Below are 16,626 nucleotides of genomic sequence, written 5' to 3' on the forward strand. Positions count from 1 at the left end.
GAGATTGTTCAGATCATTCCATATCGAGAAGGAAGCTTGGCTCCGCTTCTTGGTGGCGCTGGCCGGACTGACGCTGGCGTTTGGCGCCGCCATCTTCTCCACCGTCACGCGGCAGGCGGGAAACGTAATCGCCACCGCTATCTTCGCTTCGGCGGCGCTGCTGTTGGCGGGCTTGGTCGGGTTGGCCACCGTGCCCTATCTGGCGCGGCGAGTGGCGCTGCACCGCGTGCGCGAAGCCTTCGACTACGACGTCACGCGCGAAGGCCTGGTGTATCTGGCCATGGTGCTGGTGATCGGGGTGGCGGCGCTCAACACCGGCAACAACCTGCTGTTCATCGTCGTTTCCGCGATGCTGGCCGCGATCATCGTGTCGGGCATCGCCTCGGCGGCGATCCTGCGCAGCCTGGAACTCGATGTCGCCCTGCCGGAGCACGTGTTCGCGGGCGAATCGGTGCTGGGACGCATTACGCTGCAGAACTTGCGCCGCGTGTTGCCGTCGTTGTCGGTGAGCGTGGTGCCGCCCAAACGACACCACGGGCACAGGCGCCTGCAATGGGAGCGCTCGAGCTTCGTGTATCCGGCGAAGGCGCCGCGCGCAAAGCAGTGGGTGCACGTGCCCGATCTTTCGCTGCGCCTGGTGGCCGAACAGGAGAGTCCGCCCGGCATCTTCAACGGCCAGGCATATTTTCCCTACGTGCCGGCGCGCGCCACCGTGAGCCGGGAACTGGAACTCGATTTCGCCCGCCGCGGCCGCTACGTGCAGGACGGGTTTGGGCTGTCCACGCGCTTTCCCTTCTCGTTTCTGATGAAGACACGCCGCGTTCCGTTGGCGCGCGAAATTGTCGTATACCCCAGCGTGCAACCTACCGACGAACTGTTGGAAATTCTGCCGATGATTACCGGCGAGTTCGAAGCGTTCATCCGCGGGCGCGGGCACGACCTGTATCGCATCCGCGAGTATCTGCCCGAGGACTCGGCCCGGCACGTGGACTGGAAGGCTTCAGCGCGCACCGGGTCGATGAAGGTGCGCGAGTTCACGCGTGAGGACGAGCGCAAGCTGCGCATCGTGTTCGACAATCCGCCCCAAGCCGTGGTGAACGAAGCCTCGTACGAGCGCGGGATCGCGCTGGCGGCGTCGCTGGCGTGGCACTTCGCGGGCGAGGCCACCGACCTCTCGTTCACCGCGCCCGAATACCACGGCGGAAACGACATTTACGAATTTCTGCGATATCTCGCGCTGGTCGGGCCGCAACCGGCGGACCCCACGCCGCCATCGGTGCTGGATCACCTCCAGGCCAGCGACGATTACAACGTCATTCTTACCGCGCGCCCGCGGGGCAGCATTCCGACCGCGCTGTGGACCTGTTCGTACTTCTTCTTTTTTGGAGAGGAAAGGTGAATTGATTGACGAGTTGAAGAGTTTGCGGATTCTCGCGCCCTCGGACGGTGGTCCTGAAATTCGTCAATTCTTCCCTTCGACAATTCGTCAATTGCGTCCAGCGAATATGGACGAGAAGCAAGAGAGTCTGGAGCGCTGCGCTTGAACTCGGCAAACCGCGGCATTAGCATTCATGGTTGCAGGAGGAATCCCGACATGAGCGTTCGGCGGACGATTGTGGCAGTCATGGTTATCCTGGATCTTTCCCTGTTGGCTTCGGCGCAGCGAGGGGGCGTGAGGCGCGTCGGCGGCCTGATCCCCGAAGGCACGACGGTCGAGATACGGATGATTGACACTGTCACCAGCGAGACGGCGAAGGACGGCGACACCTTCCATGCCACCCTGGAGCAACCGATCATGGTCGGCGCACGAACGCTGTATCCAAAAGGCTGCGACGTGACCGGAAAAGTCGCGCACGCGCATGCTTCGGGAAGGCTCAGCGATCCCGGTGAACTGGAACTGGTGTTGACGACCATCGCCATCGGCAGGTTTCGGTACCCGATGAACACCCAGCCGTGGACGCTCAAGGGCGAGTCACACACCAAGAGCACTGTGGGCAAGGTCGGCGGCGGCGCGGCCTTGGGCGCGGTCATTGGCGCCATTGCCGGCGGCGGCAAGGGTGCCGCGATCGGCGCCGGCGCGGGTGCGGCGGCGGGCACGGGCGTCGCGGCGGCCACGGGAAAGAAGGAAGCAGTGGTCGAATCGGAAGCGGTGCTGAGCTTCGTAGCCTTAGCCCCGCCCGTGGAATCCGTGGAATTCGTAGGCAAGCCGGTGACGCGGCGCGATTCCGATGTTCACTCCCCTGACGATTCCCGTGGAGGGCCGCCGTTCAAGCCGGAATTCACCAACTACGACCGGCAAAACATCCGCGGATGCTTCAACGACACCTCGAACCCGCCGCCGGTAAGGGAGGAACGAGACAGCCTGCCTCCAGGACTGGAGAAGCAGGTCGAGCGCAACGGCACGCTTCCCCCGGGTCTGCAGGAACGAGCACAGCCGCTGCCGGATGTTTGCAGCGCGCGTTTGCCGCGTTTGCCCGTGGATTGGAGTCGGGTGGTACTCGGCCGCTTCGTGCTTTTGCTGGACCCGGACCACCGGATTGCCGATCTATTCAGCCTGGACGACGACGAAGACAGGTAGGCTTCAGGCTCCCGGCGTCAGGTATCACGGTGCCTGGGACGGAATCTGTCATTGGGCGGCAAGCCGCATTTATGGCAGCAGGAGGGCTTGGCCGGACATCAGATCAGGCATATAGTAGGCGGCTCAACGACTCCGGCGCGTGGGGAGCAGGAGGTCACCATGGCAGCGGTCAATAGTCTGATCAGGGATCGGGAGACTTACCACGTCGAGGCCGAGCAGACGGTCGCCGAGGTGGTGAAGCAGATGGTGGACTGGAACATCGGAGCGGTGGCGGTGCTGCGTAACGGAGAACTCGCGGGACTGTTTTCCGAGCGCGACCTGATGAAACGCGTGGTGCACGAAATGCGCGATCCGCGAACGACCAGAATTGCCGAGGTGATGACGCGCGACCTGGTGACGGTGCCGCCGGAATGCAGCCTGGAGGATTGCCTGGAATTGATGCGCGAGCGCGGCTTCCGCCATCTGCCGGTCTGCCAGGGGAAGCAGTTGCGCGCATTGATTTCGCTGCGCGACATTCTGGCTCATGCCGTCGTGGAGAAAGACGGCGAAGTGCAGATGATGAGGGCGTACATCGCGCAGAGCACGTAAACACAGTTTCAGTTTCGAGTTTCAGTGGCCGCGGAGGTTTCCGCGGTTTGTTTTTTGGCCTAAAGGTCAGTCGGTCAGTTCGGTTGCTCGGCCTCACCTGATACACCGGACGACCGATAGACCGTTGGGTGGCCGCTGCGCAGGAAAATCGTGTGAGGTTCCAATTGCGTGCGGCGGAGGTCGTTATACAATCCGCCTGCTTAACCCGCACATGCCGCGCTCACGGATCAGCAAAGAACTAACGACGATTGTCGGTCTCGAGGCGGTGCTCGACGGCGCCGAAGACCTCATGCTCTACGAGTATGACGCGGGGCTGTCCACGGGCACGCCGCAATGGGTGGTGTTCCCGGAGACGACGGAGCAGGTGTCGCAGATCGTGCGACTGGCGTCGCGGATGAACGTTCCGCTGGTGCCGCGCGGCGCCGGTACAGGATTGAGCGGCGGCTCGATTCCGCGCGCCGGCGGCATTGTCCTGGTGTGCTCGCGCATGACCAGGATTCTGGAGATCGATGCAGCCAACCGGCGCGCCGTGGTTCAGCCCGGAGTGGTGAACGCGGATCTGTCGGCGGTGGTGGCGCAGCACGGGTTGTTCTTCGCGCCCGATCCGGCGAGCCAGAAGGCGTCCACCATCGGCGGCAACGTGGCGGAGAATTCCGGCGGGCCGCACACGCTGGCGCACGGGGTTACGGTGAACCACATCACCGGGCTGGAAGTCGTGCTGCCCGACGGCCGCGTCGTGCAGATGGGCGGCAAAGCGGTGGATTCGTGCGGCTACGACCTGACGGGGTTGTTTGTCGGGACGGAGGGAACCGTCGGGATCGTCACCTCGATCACGGTGAAGCTGACCAAAGTGGCGGAAGCGGTGGAAACGCTGCTGGCGATCTTCAACACCATTGACGACGCGGCGAACGCGGTAGCGTCCATTACAGCCGGAGGCATCACGCCGGTCGCGCTGGAAATGCTGGACGGCAAGACGCTGCGCTGCGTGGAGGAAGCTACGCACGCGGGATATCCCATGGATTCCGGCGCGGTGCTGCTGATCGAGCTGGAAGGATTGCGCGAGGTGGTGACGGAACAGGCGGAGGCGGTGCGCGCGGTCTGCGAGCGGCACAACGCTCGCGAGGTGCGGCGCGCGGCCAACGAGCGGCAGCGGCAATTGCTATGGAAGGGCCGCAAGACGGCGTTCGCGGCGCTGGGCAGGCTGGCCCCGGCGTATTACACGCAGGACGGCGTGGTGCCGCGCAGCCACATCGCCAAGGTGCTGCGCTACATCGAGACGGTAGCGCAGAAGTGCAACCTGCAAATCGGGAACATCTTTCACGCCGGCGACGGCAACCTGCACCCGTGCATCCTATTCGACATGCGAGACCCGGACCAGGTGAAGCGCACGCACGAGGCGGGGCACATGATTCTACAGTACTGCGTGGATTGTGGCGGGACCATCACCGGGGAGCACGGCGTCGGCATGGAAAAGAACGAGCTGATGCCGCTGCTGTTCAGCGAGGACGATCTCGAGGTCATGAAGCGGGTGCATGACGCGTTCAATCCGAAGTCGGTGCTCAACCCGCAGAAGCTGTTTCCGACGCCGCGCAGTTGCCGGGAGACAAACATCGCGGGCAGAATCGGAGTATCGCGGTCAGCGCGATGGTAGCGGCGGCGGGACTGGCGCGCGAGTTGGCGGCGATCGCCGGGGAACAGCACGCGACCGAGGATCCGGCGCGCACGGCGGCGTTCGCGATTGACGAAGTCGTGCCGCGAGCCGCGGTGGAGCCCGGTTCGGTGGAAGAAGTGGCTGCGGTGCTGAAGTACGCGCACGCGCGTAAGCTGGTGGTGGTGCCGGCGGGAGGCTGCACGCACCAGCATACCGGCGGAATTCCCGAAAGGATTGACATCCTGCTGCGCACCGAACGGCTGAAGGCGGTGGAGCATTACGACCCCGGAGACCTGATGATCGGGGTGGGCGCGGGCACGACGTTGGCCGAGGTCGAACGCAAGATCGGGCCGCACCAGCAGATGCTTCCGCTGGAGACGTCGCAGCCAGAGAAAAGCACGATCGGAGGAGCGCTGGCGACGGCGGCACACGGCCCGCTGAAGCACCTGTACGGCGGGCTGCGCGATTTCTGCACCGGCGTGCGGTTCGTTACAGCGGACGGGAAGATCGCCAAGGCGGGCGCGAAGGTGGTGAAAAACGTCGCCGGATACGACCTGATGAAGCTGCTGATCGGCAGCTACGGCACGATGGCCGTGATCACCGGCGCGAGCTTCAAGCTGTTTTCGCGGCCGTCGCAGACGCGGACGTTCCTCGCGGTGTTCCCGCGTTTGGCGGAGGCAATGACGTTTCGCGACTGCGTGCTGCGCTCGCCGCTGACCCCGGTGTGTCTGGAGTTGGTGTCGCCGCACGCGCAACAGATGCCCGCGGAAACTTCCCACCCTGTTGCACCAAACTCGGGAGCAGCAAGGGAAGGGCAAGCGGACGAAACCTGGCGCGTACTCGTGCGTGCCGCGGGAAGCGACAGGGTGCTGGCGCGGTATCGGGCAGAGTTAGGAGCGTTGGCGGTGACCAGCGAGATGGACGGCGAGGACGAGGCCCGGATGTGGCGCTACGTTGCCGAGTTCCCGCACATGCTATTTGAACGCAGTCATAATGCCATGCTGTTGCGCGTGGACGTCGCATTGCAGGACGTGGCGCCGGTGCTGGAAGCGGCGGAGCGCGCGGCGTTGGACAACAGTTTCGTGTGCGCGGCGACGGGAAGGATTGGGGCGGGTTCGCTGCTGCTGGGTTTCGCGCCGATCGCGGTGGATCCGCCGTCGGCGATGCAGTACGTCAATGCGGTTTCGTACCTGCGCGGAATGGCGCCGCACGACGGATCGGCGATCGTGCTGCGCTGCCCGCTGGAGGCCAAGCGGCACTTCAGCGTATGGGGCAGCACACCCAATGATATCGGCGCGATGAAGGCGCTCAAGCGCGTGTTCGACGGCGAGGACATATTGAACCGGGGGAGGTTCCTGTTCTGAGCGCGAGCCCTCTCAATGCGGACCCTGGCGTGAGCGGCGTCGCACCAGCGGTGCATCCGCAGCACTCTAATTTCACCGGGCCGGACCAGCCAACCTGGGATCTGTACTCCAAGTGCATCCATTGCGGGTTGTGCCTGCAGCAGTGCCCGACCTATCGCGTGCTGGGACGAGAGGCGGATTCGCCGCGCGGGCGCATCTACCAGGTGCTGCAGGTGGACGCGGGGCGGCTGGAAATCGGTGATTCCTTCGTCACGCATATGGACCGGTGCCTGGGCTGCCGGGCTTGCGAGACAGCATGTCCGTCGGGCGTGCAGTACGGCAGGATCCTGGAGCGGGCTCGGGCGGAGATCGAATCGAATTACAAGCGGCCGTGGCTGGAGCGGCGGCTGCGCGACTGGTTCTTCACCAAGGTGCTGCACCGCCGCAAAGGCCTGGAGCGGTGGGCAAAGTGGCTGCGGGCGTATCAACGCTCCGGGTTGCAACAGGTGGCGCGAGCCAGCGGCATGCTGAAGCTGCTGGGGCTGGATAAAGTCGAGGCGCTGGCGCCGCAGGTGGACAGCGTGTTCTTCTTTCCGCAGCTCGGGATGCTGCACCCCGCTGAGGGCGAGTGGCGTGGCCGGGTCCTGTTCCACGTGGGATGCATTGCCAGCGTGGCGTTTTCCGGCCTGAATGAGGCGACGGTTCGCGTGCTCAACAAGAATGGGTTTGAAGTCTTCATCCCCCGGGGGCAGCGCTGCTGCGGGGCGCTGCAGGCGCACGCGGGATATCGGGAAGAGGCGCAGAGGATGGCGCGGCGGAACCTGCGTGCTTTCTTTGAGCCGAACCGGGATGCGATTATCACCAATTCCGCCGGATGCGGCGCGATGATGAAGGAATACGGCGAGTTGCTGCACGACAATCCGAAGTACGGGGAACACGGGCGTGATGTGGCGTCAAAGGTCAAGGACGTGACCGAGTTTCTCGCCGAAGTCGGACTGCGCCCGCCGCAGCGTCCGCTGAAGGCGCGCGTCACCTACCAGGACCCGTGTCACCTGGCTCACGCGCAGCAGGTGAGATCGGCGCCACGCGAGCTGCTCAAGGCGCTGGGCGCCGAACTCGTGGAGATGGCGCATCCGGATTACTGCTGCGGCAGCGCGGGCACCTACAACGTCACCCAGAACGAGCTGTCCATGAAGATCCTGGAACAGAAAATGGACGAGGTAACCCAGACACGGGCGGAGATCATCGCGACCGCCAATACCGGATGCATGCTGCAACTGCGGGCCGGAGTAAAGACGAGAGGGCTGCATGCGCGCGTGGCGCACGTGATCGAATTGCTCAATGAAGCCTACGAGGATCCGCTGGCGCCTGCTGAGGAACAGCACTCGCACCACCGGCGCAAACGCAAGAGGGAAGCACCCGATTCGTGATTTCGCCGTCCTCACTACAGAAACGGAAACTGAACAGCTTTATACCTGAGAGCACGGGCAACTGACCACTGGTCACTGACCACTCTCTTCACGCCGCCTTGGCCATCAGGACATCGTGCAGGGCTCTGGCCAGATCGTCGGGGTCGGAGATGGGCGGCTGGCAGGTGAAATTGGAACAGATGATCGCAATCGCTTTTCCTTCCTTGGCCGGAGGAAGATTGGGCACGGTGTCGGCAAAAGCCGGAGGAAGATTCTGCGGCGCGGCGGCGCTATCGCTGATCTTGAGCACCGCCTTGTTCACGGCGAAGGGCGCAACGGCGGCAGCATAAAGTTCCCGCGCGCGCTCGTCGTTGCCGGCCACCACCACTTGCGTGTGGCCTTCCAACAGCCACACCGCCGCTATTGCATAGGTGGAGGAAAACATGCCGTACTGTTCACACATTCCGGCGAATACCTCAAGCGTCTCCTCAGCTTTTTCGCGGTCACCCGCCTGATTGGTGTAGGCGTGCATGCGGAAGAGCGCAATGGCGGCGGCGGAGTTTCCGGCGGGCGTCGGCGAGTCTTGGAAGGGCTTGCGACGGGCGGTGAGCGCGCCGAGTGCGCCCTTGCTTTCGGAGTCGAAGAAGCCGCCGGAGGTTTGGTCGTGGAAGCGGGCAACCATGGCGTCCACGAGCTTGCGCGCGAAGTTGAAATAGCTGAGGTCGGCGGTGGCCTCGTAGGCGTCGAGGCAGGCAAGGGCGGTGAAGGCGTAGTCGTCGAGCATGCCGGGGACCTTGCAGTGCGTGGCCTCGGGGTCGGCATAGGCGAGGACGTGCATGAGTCGCCCATCGGTGCTCCAGGCTTCCGAGAGGATGCGGTCGAGGGAGCGCAGCGCGAAGTGGCGGGCGTCTTCCAGCGACAACACGCGCGCAGCCTCGAGGTAAGCGGAGATGCAGAGCGCGTTCCAGCCGACGTAAATCGTCTTGTCAATGAAGGGCGTGGGCCGGGCCAGGCGCGCGGCATAGAGTTTTTCCCTGGCCGAATCGAGCAGGGCGGAGATGCGGTCGCGGTTCATGCCGGTGCGCACGCCGATCTCTTCGATGGGAGTGCGCACGTAGAGCACGTTCTTCTCCGGACTGTGCTGCATCTCGCCGACTTCGTTGATGTCGTAATAAAGCTGTGCCACCTTGAGCTCGTCTTCGCTAAGCACGGCGCGAGCTTCCTCCAAGGTCCAAGTGAAGTAGTCGCCGTCGTCCTCGAGGTCGATGTCGGCGTCCTGGGAGGCGTAGAAGCCGCCCTCGGTGCGGTCACTGAGCCAGGCGTCCATCCAGCGGATGATGTCGCGGGCGACGGCGGCGAACAACGCATTCCCGGTGGCCTGGTAGCCGTGCACGTAATTCTTGAGCAGCTCGGAATTGTCGTAGGACATTTTTTCGAAGTGCGGCACCACCCAGCGCTCGTCCACCGAGTAGCGATGGAAGCCGCCGGCTAGCTGATCGTAGACGCCGCCGCGCGCCATGTGTTCGAGCGTGGTGGTGATGACCTCCTGCAGGTGTACGTCGCCGGTGCGCGAGTAAAGGTGGACGATCAAGTCCATGGTCGAGGGGTGGGGAAATTTGGGCGCGCTGCCGAAGCCGCCGTGGTCGGCATCGAAAATCTTCAGAGCGGAGGCGACGACGGTGCGCACGATGTTCGGCGGAACCGAGCCGCCGCTCCCGGCAAACGATTCGGCGTGACCGATGGTGTTGAGCACCATGTCCGCCTGCTGGGTGACTTCGTCGCGCTTGGCGCGAAAAGCGTCGGCGATGGCCGCCAGCACGCGCTTGAAGCCGGGGCGTCCCCAGTGATCGTCGGGTGGAAAGTAGGTGCCACCGTAGAACGGTTTGCCTTCCGGGGTGAGAAAAGCGGTGAGCGGCCAGCCGCCCTGTCCGGTCATGGCCTGGACGGCGGCCTGGTAGCGGCTGTCAATGTCGGGACGCTCGTCGCGGTCCACCTTCACGGCGATGAAGTTCTCGTTGACGATGCGCGCGATTTCGGGATCGTCGTAGGACTCGCGGTCCATGACGTGGCACCAGTGACACCAGACGGCGCCGATATCGAGCAAGATGGGCTTGTTCTCGCGCTGGGCGGCGGCGAAGGCTTCCTCGCCCCATTGAAACCAGCGGATGGGCTGGTGCATGGCGGAGCGCAAATAGGCGGAGGAGGCGCGGGCAAGGGAGTTCGCAACGTCGTGTGCCATGGCAAGGGTTAGAGTACTCCGTTGGCGAGGAAGATGCGAAGAGCAGGCAGCTCGTACCTGGTAGCTCGGCGAAGCACACGGGCAGAGTCGTTTTCCCAGCTACCAGCTACTGTCGCATCAGCCGTCGCGCGACGTCGGCGTACAGATCCACGGCGGCCAGCAGTTCTTTCTTCTCGACGTGCTCGTTGGCCGTGTGGGCGACGTGGATGGAACCAGGGCCGAGGAGCAGCGGTTCGCCCCAGTTGGTAAGCGAAGGGACGTCGGTGGCGAAAGCGGCAACCATGGTGGGGAAGCCGTCGAGGGTGCGCAGGCGAAGGAAGGGCAGTTCCAGGCCCCATGCCACGCGGACGAGCGGTTCGGCGGCGGCGACGATCTGGCGCTTCAGTTCGTCGGAAGGGCCGATCATGCGGTACATGAGCTCGGCATGGGCGCAGTCGGCAATGACGTTGGGCGCGCGGCCGCCGTCAATCAGGCCGATGTTGAGCGTGCACGGGCCCAGGTCTTCGTCGCGGGGCAGGGGAATGCGGCGGACGCGCTCGAGGGCATCGAGCAATTTCTCGATCGCGGATTCGCCGAGTTCGGGATAGGCGGAGTGCGCCATGCGGCCTTCGGCAAAAAATTCCACCCGCACGGCGCCCTTGGTGGCGCGAGCGATGCGGTTGTCGGTGGGTTCTCCATTGATGAGGAAGCGCCCGCCGGTGGGGCGCTCGTTGGCGAACTTCGCGCCCGCGCTGTTGCGCTCTTCGCCGACCACGAACAGCAGGCCGGCGGCGAGGCCGTCGCGGCGAAGTTTTTCGGCGGCGGCGACCTGGGCGGCGATGATGCCCTTGGCGTCGCAGGCGCCGCGGCCGTGGATGCGCGTTTCGTCTTCGCTCGATGGAAAGAAGGGCGGGACAGTGTCCATGTGGGTAGAGAAGAAAACGTCGGGACGCGGCTGGCCGGGCGGGACGGCGTAGACGTTGAAGCGGTCCGCCTCAACCGTATCGAGGCGGGCGTCGTAACCGAGGTCGCGGAGGCGGCGGTGGAGGAACTGGCCGACCGCGCCCTCGTTTCCGGTGACCGACTCGATGTCAACTAGCTCGCGGGTGAAGGCGAACAGATCCATGCGCAAGAGGATAACAGGGACAGTTTCAGTTTCAGTTGGCCGGCTGCGGTCCTTACAGACAGCAGAGACGGTTAGGAGTGTCGGCGCGACTACAATGCTGCGATGACGCAAGCAGGCGCGATCCGCGCATTTTTTATGGCCGGGCCGGCAGGGCGGCTGGAGGCGTTGCTCAATGAGGGCGCGCCCGGCGCGAAGCACGCCGCGCTGGTGTGTCATCCGCATCCGCTCTTCGGCGGCACCATGCACAACAAGGTTGTGTTTCACGCCATGAAGGCGCTGAACGGCTTTGGGTTTCCGGTGCTGCGCTTCAATTTTCGCGGCGCCGGGCTGAGCGAGGGTACGCACGACGAAGGGCGAGGCGAGGTGGAGGACGTCCAGGCGGCGCTGGCGTGGCTGGAAGCGGAATTCCATTTGCCCATCCTGCTCGCGGGATTTTCCTTCGGCGCCTCCACGGGACTGATCGCCTCATGTCCTGATCCGCGTGTGGATTCGCTGATCGCGCTGGGGGCTCCGGTGCGGGTGGAGGATCGCACCTATGGGTACAAGTTCTTGCGCGAGTGCACGAAGCCAAAGCTGTTTGTCAGCGGCGCATTAGACGCGTTCGGGCCGCGGCATGACTTAGTGCAATTGGTGGCGCGCGTGCCGGAACCAAAGAAACTGGTGATCATCGAGGGCGCGGACCATTTTTTCGCGCGGCATCTGGCGGACATGAAGCGGGCGATCGAGCAGTGGGTGCAGGAAGAAATTTCCAGCTTCTAGCGATCTGGACTTGGCTCGTCTCTGCCGGTTCACGCATACGTGCGCCTTCATCATCACCCGCGCCAAACAAAACACACGTGCTGATCGCCATTGCCAAGAAACGGCTGCACCTGGACCTGACCTCACGCAAAATGCTGCCATTCCTGAGCATCACCATTTTCGACAAAGGCCCGATAATACAGGCGTTCGCCGACTTTCACGACCCGAACGAAAATCCCAATCCCGCTGTCCAACTGCCCGTGTTCCCCTTATGATGGGGCGGTACTGATTTTGTAATTTTGTGAGTTCTGACCGGGAGTGGGTGCAACTTGCCGGTCCTCGACAATCTTACAAATTACCAATTACAAAATTACCAATGGACTTGGGCCTCAAGGATCGTGTCGTCATCGTTGCCGCCTCGAGCCGGGGCATTGGGCAGGCGACGGCGGAAGCGTTCGCCGCCGAGGGCTGCAAACTCGCCATCTGCGCGCGCAGCACCCAGACCTTGCGCTTGCTCGCCGCCAGCATCGCCGGCAAACATCATGTTCCGGTGCACTGCGAAGGCCTGGACGTTACCGATGCCGCCGCCGTCCGCCAATTTGTCGCCAATGTTGCCAGCCGTTTCGGGGGCGTGGACGTCTGCGTCACCAATGCGGGAGGTCCGCCCGCGAAAGGCTTTCTTGCCACCACGGCCGAGGACTGGCAGCAAGCGGTCGAACAAAACCTGCTTAGCATCGTCCATTTTGCGCGCGCCGTGATCCCGCTCATGCAGCGTAAGAAATGGGGGCGCCTGCTCACCATTACCTCGCTCACCGTAAGACAGCCGGTCGACCAACTCGTGCTCTCGAACGCGGTGCGCACCGGGGCAGTGGGCCTGGTGAAAAGCCTCGCCAACGAGTTCGGCCCGGACGGGATTACGGTCAACAACGTGGGGCCGGGCTACACCGCCACCGATCGCCTGAAGCAGCTTGCCCGCACGCAGGCGCAGGCCGCGGGGGTGGCGGAGGAAGAGATTTTCGCGCGTTGGGCGGCTGATTCTCCGCTGCACCGGATCGCCCGGCCCGAAGAGGTCGCCGACGCCATCGTCTGGCTCGCCTCCGAGCGCGCCTCCTTCATCACCGGCCAAACCCTCCTGGTTGACGGCGGTGCTTACAAAGGCTTGTAGCTCAAACGCGGCCGTGTGCAAGCCTCTTCCTGCATTTGGGCGAAATCGGCAAGGGTTCTCCGGGCTGCTGCATCGGTCGTGAAATCCGTTAACTCAGAACTCAGCACGCACACTTTCCGCCGGCGTGAACAAACTCACGATCGCCGTCACCACAAAATTCAGGCACAAGGCGCAAAACCCGGCGTTGAGCCCGTGAAAGGGATCGCGCCTGGTCAACATCAGGAACGCCACCGTGCCCACGCCCGCTACCAGGCCCGCGAATACGCCGGATGTGGTCACGCGCCGCGAATACAGGCCGAGTACCACCCCGGGGAAGAATTGCGTGACCCCGGCATATCCCAAAAGCAGCAGCGCAACCAAGGTCGTCGAGCTGTAGATCGCGAAGTACAGCGCGACCGCAGTGATCACCAGCACCATGAGCTTGGCCAGCCTGGCAACCTGCACATCCGTTGTCCGCGGCGCGAAAATTGGGCGGTAGAGATTTTTCGCGAACAAGGCCGCCGCGGTCAGGATTTGGATGGCCGCCGGCACCATCGCCGTCAGCGCGCCGGCCCCGCCGATCAGCCCCAGAAACCACGCCGGAAAAGTCTTGCGCACCACCGTCAGCAGCGACAGGTCGCCATTCTTCAATCCGGGCACCACCAGGATGGCGGCGTAGCCTACGAAAAAAATCAGCGGCAGCGTGATCCCGTACAGCGACATCACCACCGCATTGCGGCGCAGCGTGTTGCCGCTTTTTGCCGTGTAGCTGCTGCCAAACGCGTGCGGCCACATATAGAAGCCGAACGAGGTCAGCAGCACGGTCGAGATGTACCAGGAGTGTCCCAGGTTGGGCGTGGAGCCGGGCATCGTCAGATGCTGCGGCTTGACCCTCAGCAGCGCGGAGAACATCGGCCCGATGCCGCCGAAGTAGTGATACGGCACGCCGATCCCGATGGCGAACGCCGCCGCCAGAAGCAAGATGTCTTTCAGAACGCTGACCCAGGCCACAGCGCGCACACCGCTGGCGAAGACGAACCCCGCTACCAGCGCGAAGGCGATGATCATCGCTGGCGTGCGCCCGATGCCTTCGAAGCTTGCCACCTCCACGATGATTCCCAGCCCCGTGAGCTGGAGCTGCAAATACGGGATCATGAACACCACGCCGACCAGGGAGACAAACGCGGCTAGGTATTTGCTGCCGTATCGCTGCCGAAAAAAATCGGCTTGCGTTTGCAGCGCGTGTTTTCGCCCCACCTCCCACACCTGCGGGAGAATGTAGAACGACACTACGTAGGCCAGGGTGAGGTAGCCGAGGATATAAAGTGTCGGCCCTCCGCGCGAGTACGCCCACCCGCTGGCGCCCAGAAACGCGAAGGTGGTGTAGATCTCGCCCGCCATCAGCAGCCAGACCAGCAGCAGGCCGAAGCCGCGCCCCGCCACCGTCCACTGCTCCAAGTCCATCTTGTGGCGGGCGCCGGCGTAGAATCCGATCCCCGAACCCAGCACCACGATAACGAAAATCACCGTCAGCGCCACCACGCTCGGGCTCATCGCGGCGTGCCCTCGCGATCGCCGGCGTTCCCGTTGCGCACTTCCAGCGCGTAAGCGCCCCACATGCACAGCGGCGTGAGTACCAGCCACGAGATCAGCCAGAACATGTTGAACGGAATCCCCAGGACCATGGGGTGAATGCGGTCCCAGAGCGGTACCGAGAAGCAGACGGCGGCGAACGGAATCAGCCCCAGCAGCAGCGCGCCGAGCGAGGGCGGTTTCACGCGGGCCTCCCTGTGCAGTGGAAAACCATTCCCCAGGAGCAAGGAATACGAAAAAAACGATTCAGGACGTGCTGCTATGGCTATCGATGCCCGCCCACTTCTCCAGCAGAGCCAGCGTGGACGCATAATCCAGGTCGGCGCTGCCTTCCTCGGTGGCGACCTCGTAAATCTCTTCCACCGTTTCCAACCCCGGCAGCTTGACGCGAGCCTCGCGCGCGGCTTCCAGCATGAGATGAATGTCCTTGTGCATCAGTCTCAGCGGAAAGTTCGGTGAGAAATCATGCCGCAGGACAAACGGCGCCTTGTAATCTGAAACTCCGGAGCGAATCATGGACGCGTTCACCAGTTCCATGAAACGTTCGCGTGGCACGCCCAGCTTGCTGGTCAGGGTGAGCGCTTCCGCGAAGCCTTCGAACATCATGGAAATCATCAGGTTGCCGCCGAGCTTGGCGGATTGGCCGTGTCCCGTCGGCCCCATGTGCAGGACCTTCTTTCCCATCACACTGAATAGTGGTTCCAGGCGCGCGATCGTGGCCTCTGCCCCGCCGACGATGAAGATCAGTTGCCCGCTCTCGGCGCCGACCTTCGATCCGGTAATCGGCGCGTCCACGTAGTCGGCGCCGCGTGCCCGCACCCGCTCGGCGAACTTGCGCGTCGCCGAAGGCGCAATCGTGCTGGAATCGGCGACGATCATCCCCGGCTCAAGCACGCTCTCCACCCCATCGGCGGAAAAAAGCACGCGCTCCACGGCCGCCGTGTCCGAGACGCACACCCACACCACCTCCGCGCCGCGCGCTGCCTCCGCCGGGCTCACCGCGATCCGCGCGCCTTCCACGTGTTTGCCGGCGCTGCGGCTCCATGCGGTGACCTCGTGACCCGCCTGTGCCAGTTTCGCCGCCATCGGACGGCCCATGATCCCCAATCCCAGAAACGCTACGCGCATGTCTTGCCTCGCAAACAACAGCAGGTGATTATACAAAGTCGAGTTCTGAAATTGCGTTGCGCGGGTACTCTCGCACTAGAATCATCTGCCACCCGCTCGGCGTCTAATATGCGGATGATCAATCTGACCCTCCGGCGACGCGCCCGCCAGTTTAGCAAGCTGGTACGCCATTCCGCGCTGACGCCGCGCACCGGCCAGCCGCGCAAACCGGTTCTGGCACGCAGCGGACAACTCGGGCTCACCTTCATCGGACATTCCAGTTTCTTCGTCCAGATGGCCGGGATGAATCTCGTCATTGATCCCAACTTCGCCCACTGGCTCTTCGTCCTCAAGCGCCTCCGCCAGCCGGGGGTTCGAATCAAAGACCTGCCGCCGCTCGACTTAGTGCTGGTTACCCACGCCCACTTCGACCACCTGCATCGCCCGTCCTTGCGCGCGCTGGTGCGACACACGCGGCGCCTGCACCGGCCCGCGCCCACGATCGTGGTGCCGCGGAACGTGGCCGACCTCGTCTCCGACCTGGGCTTCAGCGACATCATCCAGCTCGACTGTTGGGGCGAGCACCAGCAGAATGGCCTCAGCATCGTGCATACGCCCTCGCGCCACTGGGGGGCGCGCGTCGTTCGCGACATGCACCGCGGCTTCGGCGGTTACGTGATTCGCTCCCAACGCGAATGTCTCTACCACGCCGGCGACACCGCCTATTTCAACGGCTTCCGCGAAATCGGCGAGCGCCTCCGCCCCCAGCTCGCCATGCTGCCCATCGGCGCCTACGATCCGCCCTCCTTCCGCAACGTGCACGCCTCGCCCGCCGACGCCGTGCGCGCCTTCCTGGACCTGCGCGCCCGCTACATGGTCCCCATGCACTATGGCACCTTCCGCCTCTCGCACGAGCCCATGGACCAGCCGCTCCAGTTCCTCGCCTCCGAGGCGAAGAAACACGGCGTCGACGACCGGGTGCTGGTGTTACAAGAGGGTGTGACGCAGGTGTTTGAATGAGGAAACTGTAGTTAGTGATTAGTAACTAGTTTGTTCCGCTTAAATTCACAGTTTCTCCCACCCCTGAACACAAGTCTGTCTTGTTAATTACTAGTTACTAATTACTGTCTT

General features: G+C 63.6%; 15 protein-coding genes. 10 read left to right on the top strand and 5 right to left on the bottom strand.

The window, feature by feature from the left end; all coding sequences use genetic code 11:
• Nucleotides 1-4 precede the first annotated feature (4 nt).
• From LAN64_11750 to LAN64_11775, 6 genes are all read left to right on the top strand, one after another.
• Nucleotides 5-1,399 carry a DUF58 domain-containing protein gene (locus LAN64_11750; GenBank protein MBZ5568513.1) on the top strand — a complete coding sequence of 465 codons (1,395 nt, stop codon included), beginning with the start codon at nucleotides 5-7 and terminating at the stop codon, nucleotides 1,397-1,399.
• 195 nt (nucleotides 1,400-1,594) lie between these two features.
• Nucleotides 1,595-2,578 carry a hypothetical protein gene (locus LAN64_11755; GenBank protein ID MBZ5568514.1) on the top strand — a complete coding sequence of 328 codons (984 nt, stop codon included), beginning with the start codon at nucleotides 1,595-1,597 and terminating at the stop codon, nucleotides 2,576-2,578.
• 159 nt (nucleotides 2,579-2,737) lie between these two features.
• Complete coding sequence (locus tag LAN64_11760; protein ID MBZ5568515.1) at nucleotides 2,738-3,166, top strand: CBS domain-containing protein; 429 nt, start codon at nucleotides 2,738-2,740, stop codon at nucleotides 3,164-3,166.
• A 211-nt stretch (nucleotides 3,167-3,377) separates the two neighbouring features.
• Entirely contained in the window at nucleotides 3,378-4,817 is a 1,440-nt protein-coding gene (locus tag LAN64_11765; GenBank protein MBZ5568516.1) for an FAD-binding protein, read from the top strand.
• Nucleotides 4,811-6,181, top strand: coding sequence for an FAD-binding oxidoreductase (locus LAN64_11770; protein ID MBZ5568517.1), 1,371 nt, complete (start codon nucleotides 4,811-4,813; stop codon nucleotides 6,179-6,181). The genes LAN64_11765 and LAN64_11770 overlap by 7 nt, the downstream gene beginning before the upstream one ends.
• Nucleotides 6,182-6,231: 50 nt before the next feature.
• Entirely contained in the window at nucleotides 6,232-7,590 is a 1,359-nt protein-coding gene (locus tag LAN64_11775) for a 4Fe-4S dicluster domain-containing protein (GenBank protein MBZ5568518.1), read from the top strand.
• 88 nt (nucleotides 7,591-7,678) lie between these two features.
• On the opposite strand, the gene LAN64_11780 is transcribed toward LAN64_11775, so the two are convergent.
• Complete coding sequence (locus tag LAN64_11780; GenBank protein ID MBZ5568519.1) at nucleotides 7,679-9,808, bottom strand: thioredoxin domain-containing protein; 2,130 nt, start codon at nucleotides 9,806-9,808, stop codon at nucleotides 7,679-7,681.
• 106 nt (nucleotides 9,809-9,914) lie between these two features.
• Nucleotides 9,915-10,913, bottom strand: coding sequence for a M20/M25/M40 family metallo-hydrolase (locus LAN64_11785; GenBank protein MBZ5568520.1), 999 nt, complete (start codon nucleotides 10,911-10,913; stop codon nucleotides 9,915-9,917).
• A 102-nt stretch (nucleotides 10,914-11,015) separates the two neighbouring features.
• Here LAN64_11785 and LAN64_11790 point away from each other — a divergent pair, with 102 nt between their 5' ends.
• The 3 genes from LAN64_11790 to LAN64_11800 all read left to right on the top strand — a co-directional run bounded on the left by LAN64_11790 (nucleotide 11,016) and on the right by LAN64_11800 (nucleotide 12,816).
• Nucleotides 11,016-11,672: an alpha/beta hydrolase gene (locus tag LAN64_11790; protein MBZ5568521.1), complete on the top strand. Its 657-nt coding sequence runs from the start codon at nucleotides 11,016-11,018 to the stop codon at nucleotides 11,670-11,672.
• A gap of 77 nt (nucleotides 11,673-11,749) precedes the next feature.
• Nucleotides 11,750-11,926, top strand: coding sequence for a hypothetical protein (locus tag LAN64_11795; GenBank protein ID MBZ5568522.1), 177 nt, complete (start codon nucleotides 11,750-11,752; stop codon nucleotides 11,924-11,926).
• A gap of 101 nt (nucleotides 11,927-12,027) precedes the next feature.
• Nucleotides 12,028-12,816, top strand: coding sequence for an SDR family oxidoreductase (locus LAN64_11800; GenBank protein MBZ5568523.1), 789 nt, complete (start codon nucleotides 12,028-12,030; stop codon nucleotides 12,814-12,816).
• 93 nt (nucleotides 12,817-12,909) lie between these two features.
• Here LAN64_11800 and LAN64_11805 read toward each other — a convergent pair whose 3' ends face one another.
• The 3 genes from LAN64_11805 to LAN64_11815 are packed head-to-tail and all read right to left on the bottom strand — an operon-like array spanning nucleotide 12,910 to nucleotide 15,516.
• Nucleotides 12,910-14,349, bottom strand: coding sequence for a sodium:solute symporter family protein (locus LAN64_11805; GenBank protein ID MBZ5568524.1), 1,440 nt, complete (start codon nucleotides 14,347-14,349; stop codon nucleotides 12,910-12,912).
• The gene (locus tag LAN64_11810) at nucleotides 14,346-14,699 is read right to left on the bottom strand and encodes a DUF3311 domain-containing protein (protein ID MBZ5568525.1); all 354 of its coding nucleotides are present in this window, start codon (nucleotides 14,697-14,699) and stop codon (nucleotides 14,346-14,348) included. The genes LAN64_11805 and LAN64_11810 overlap by 4 nt, the downstream gene beginning before the upstream one ends.
• A complete protein-coding gene (locus LAN64_11815) occupies nucleotides 14,635-15,516 on the bottom strand; it encodes an NAD(P)-dependent oxidoreductase (GenBank protein ID MBZ5568526.1) in 882 nt (293 codons plus the stop codon). The genes LAN64_11810 and LAN64_11815 overlap by 65 nt, the downstream gene beginning before the upstream one ends.
• A gap of 114 nt (nucleotides 15,517-15,630) precedes the next feature.
• Here LAN64_11815 and LAN64_11820 point away from each other — a divergent pair, with 114 nt between their 5' ends.
• Nucleotides 15,631-16,515 (top strand): MBL fold metallo-hydrolase, encoded by an 885-nt coding sequence (locus tag LAN64_11820; GenBank protein MBZ5568527.1) that lies wholly within the window; start codon nucleotides 15,631-15,633, stop codon nucleotides 16,513-16,515.
• Nucleotides 16,516-16,626 lie beyond the last annotated feature (111 nt).

It is taken from the genome of Terriglobia bacterium (assembly GCA_020073185.1).
Taxonomy (GTDB): domain Bacteria; phylum Acidobacteriota; class Terriglobia; order Terriglobales; family Acidobacteriaceae; genus JAIQGF01.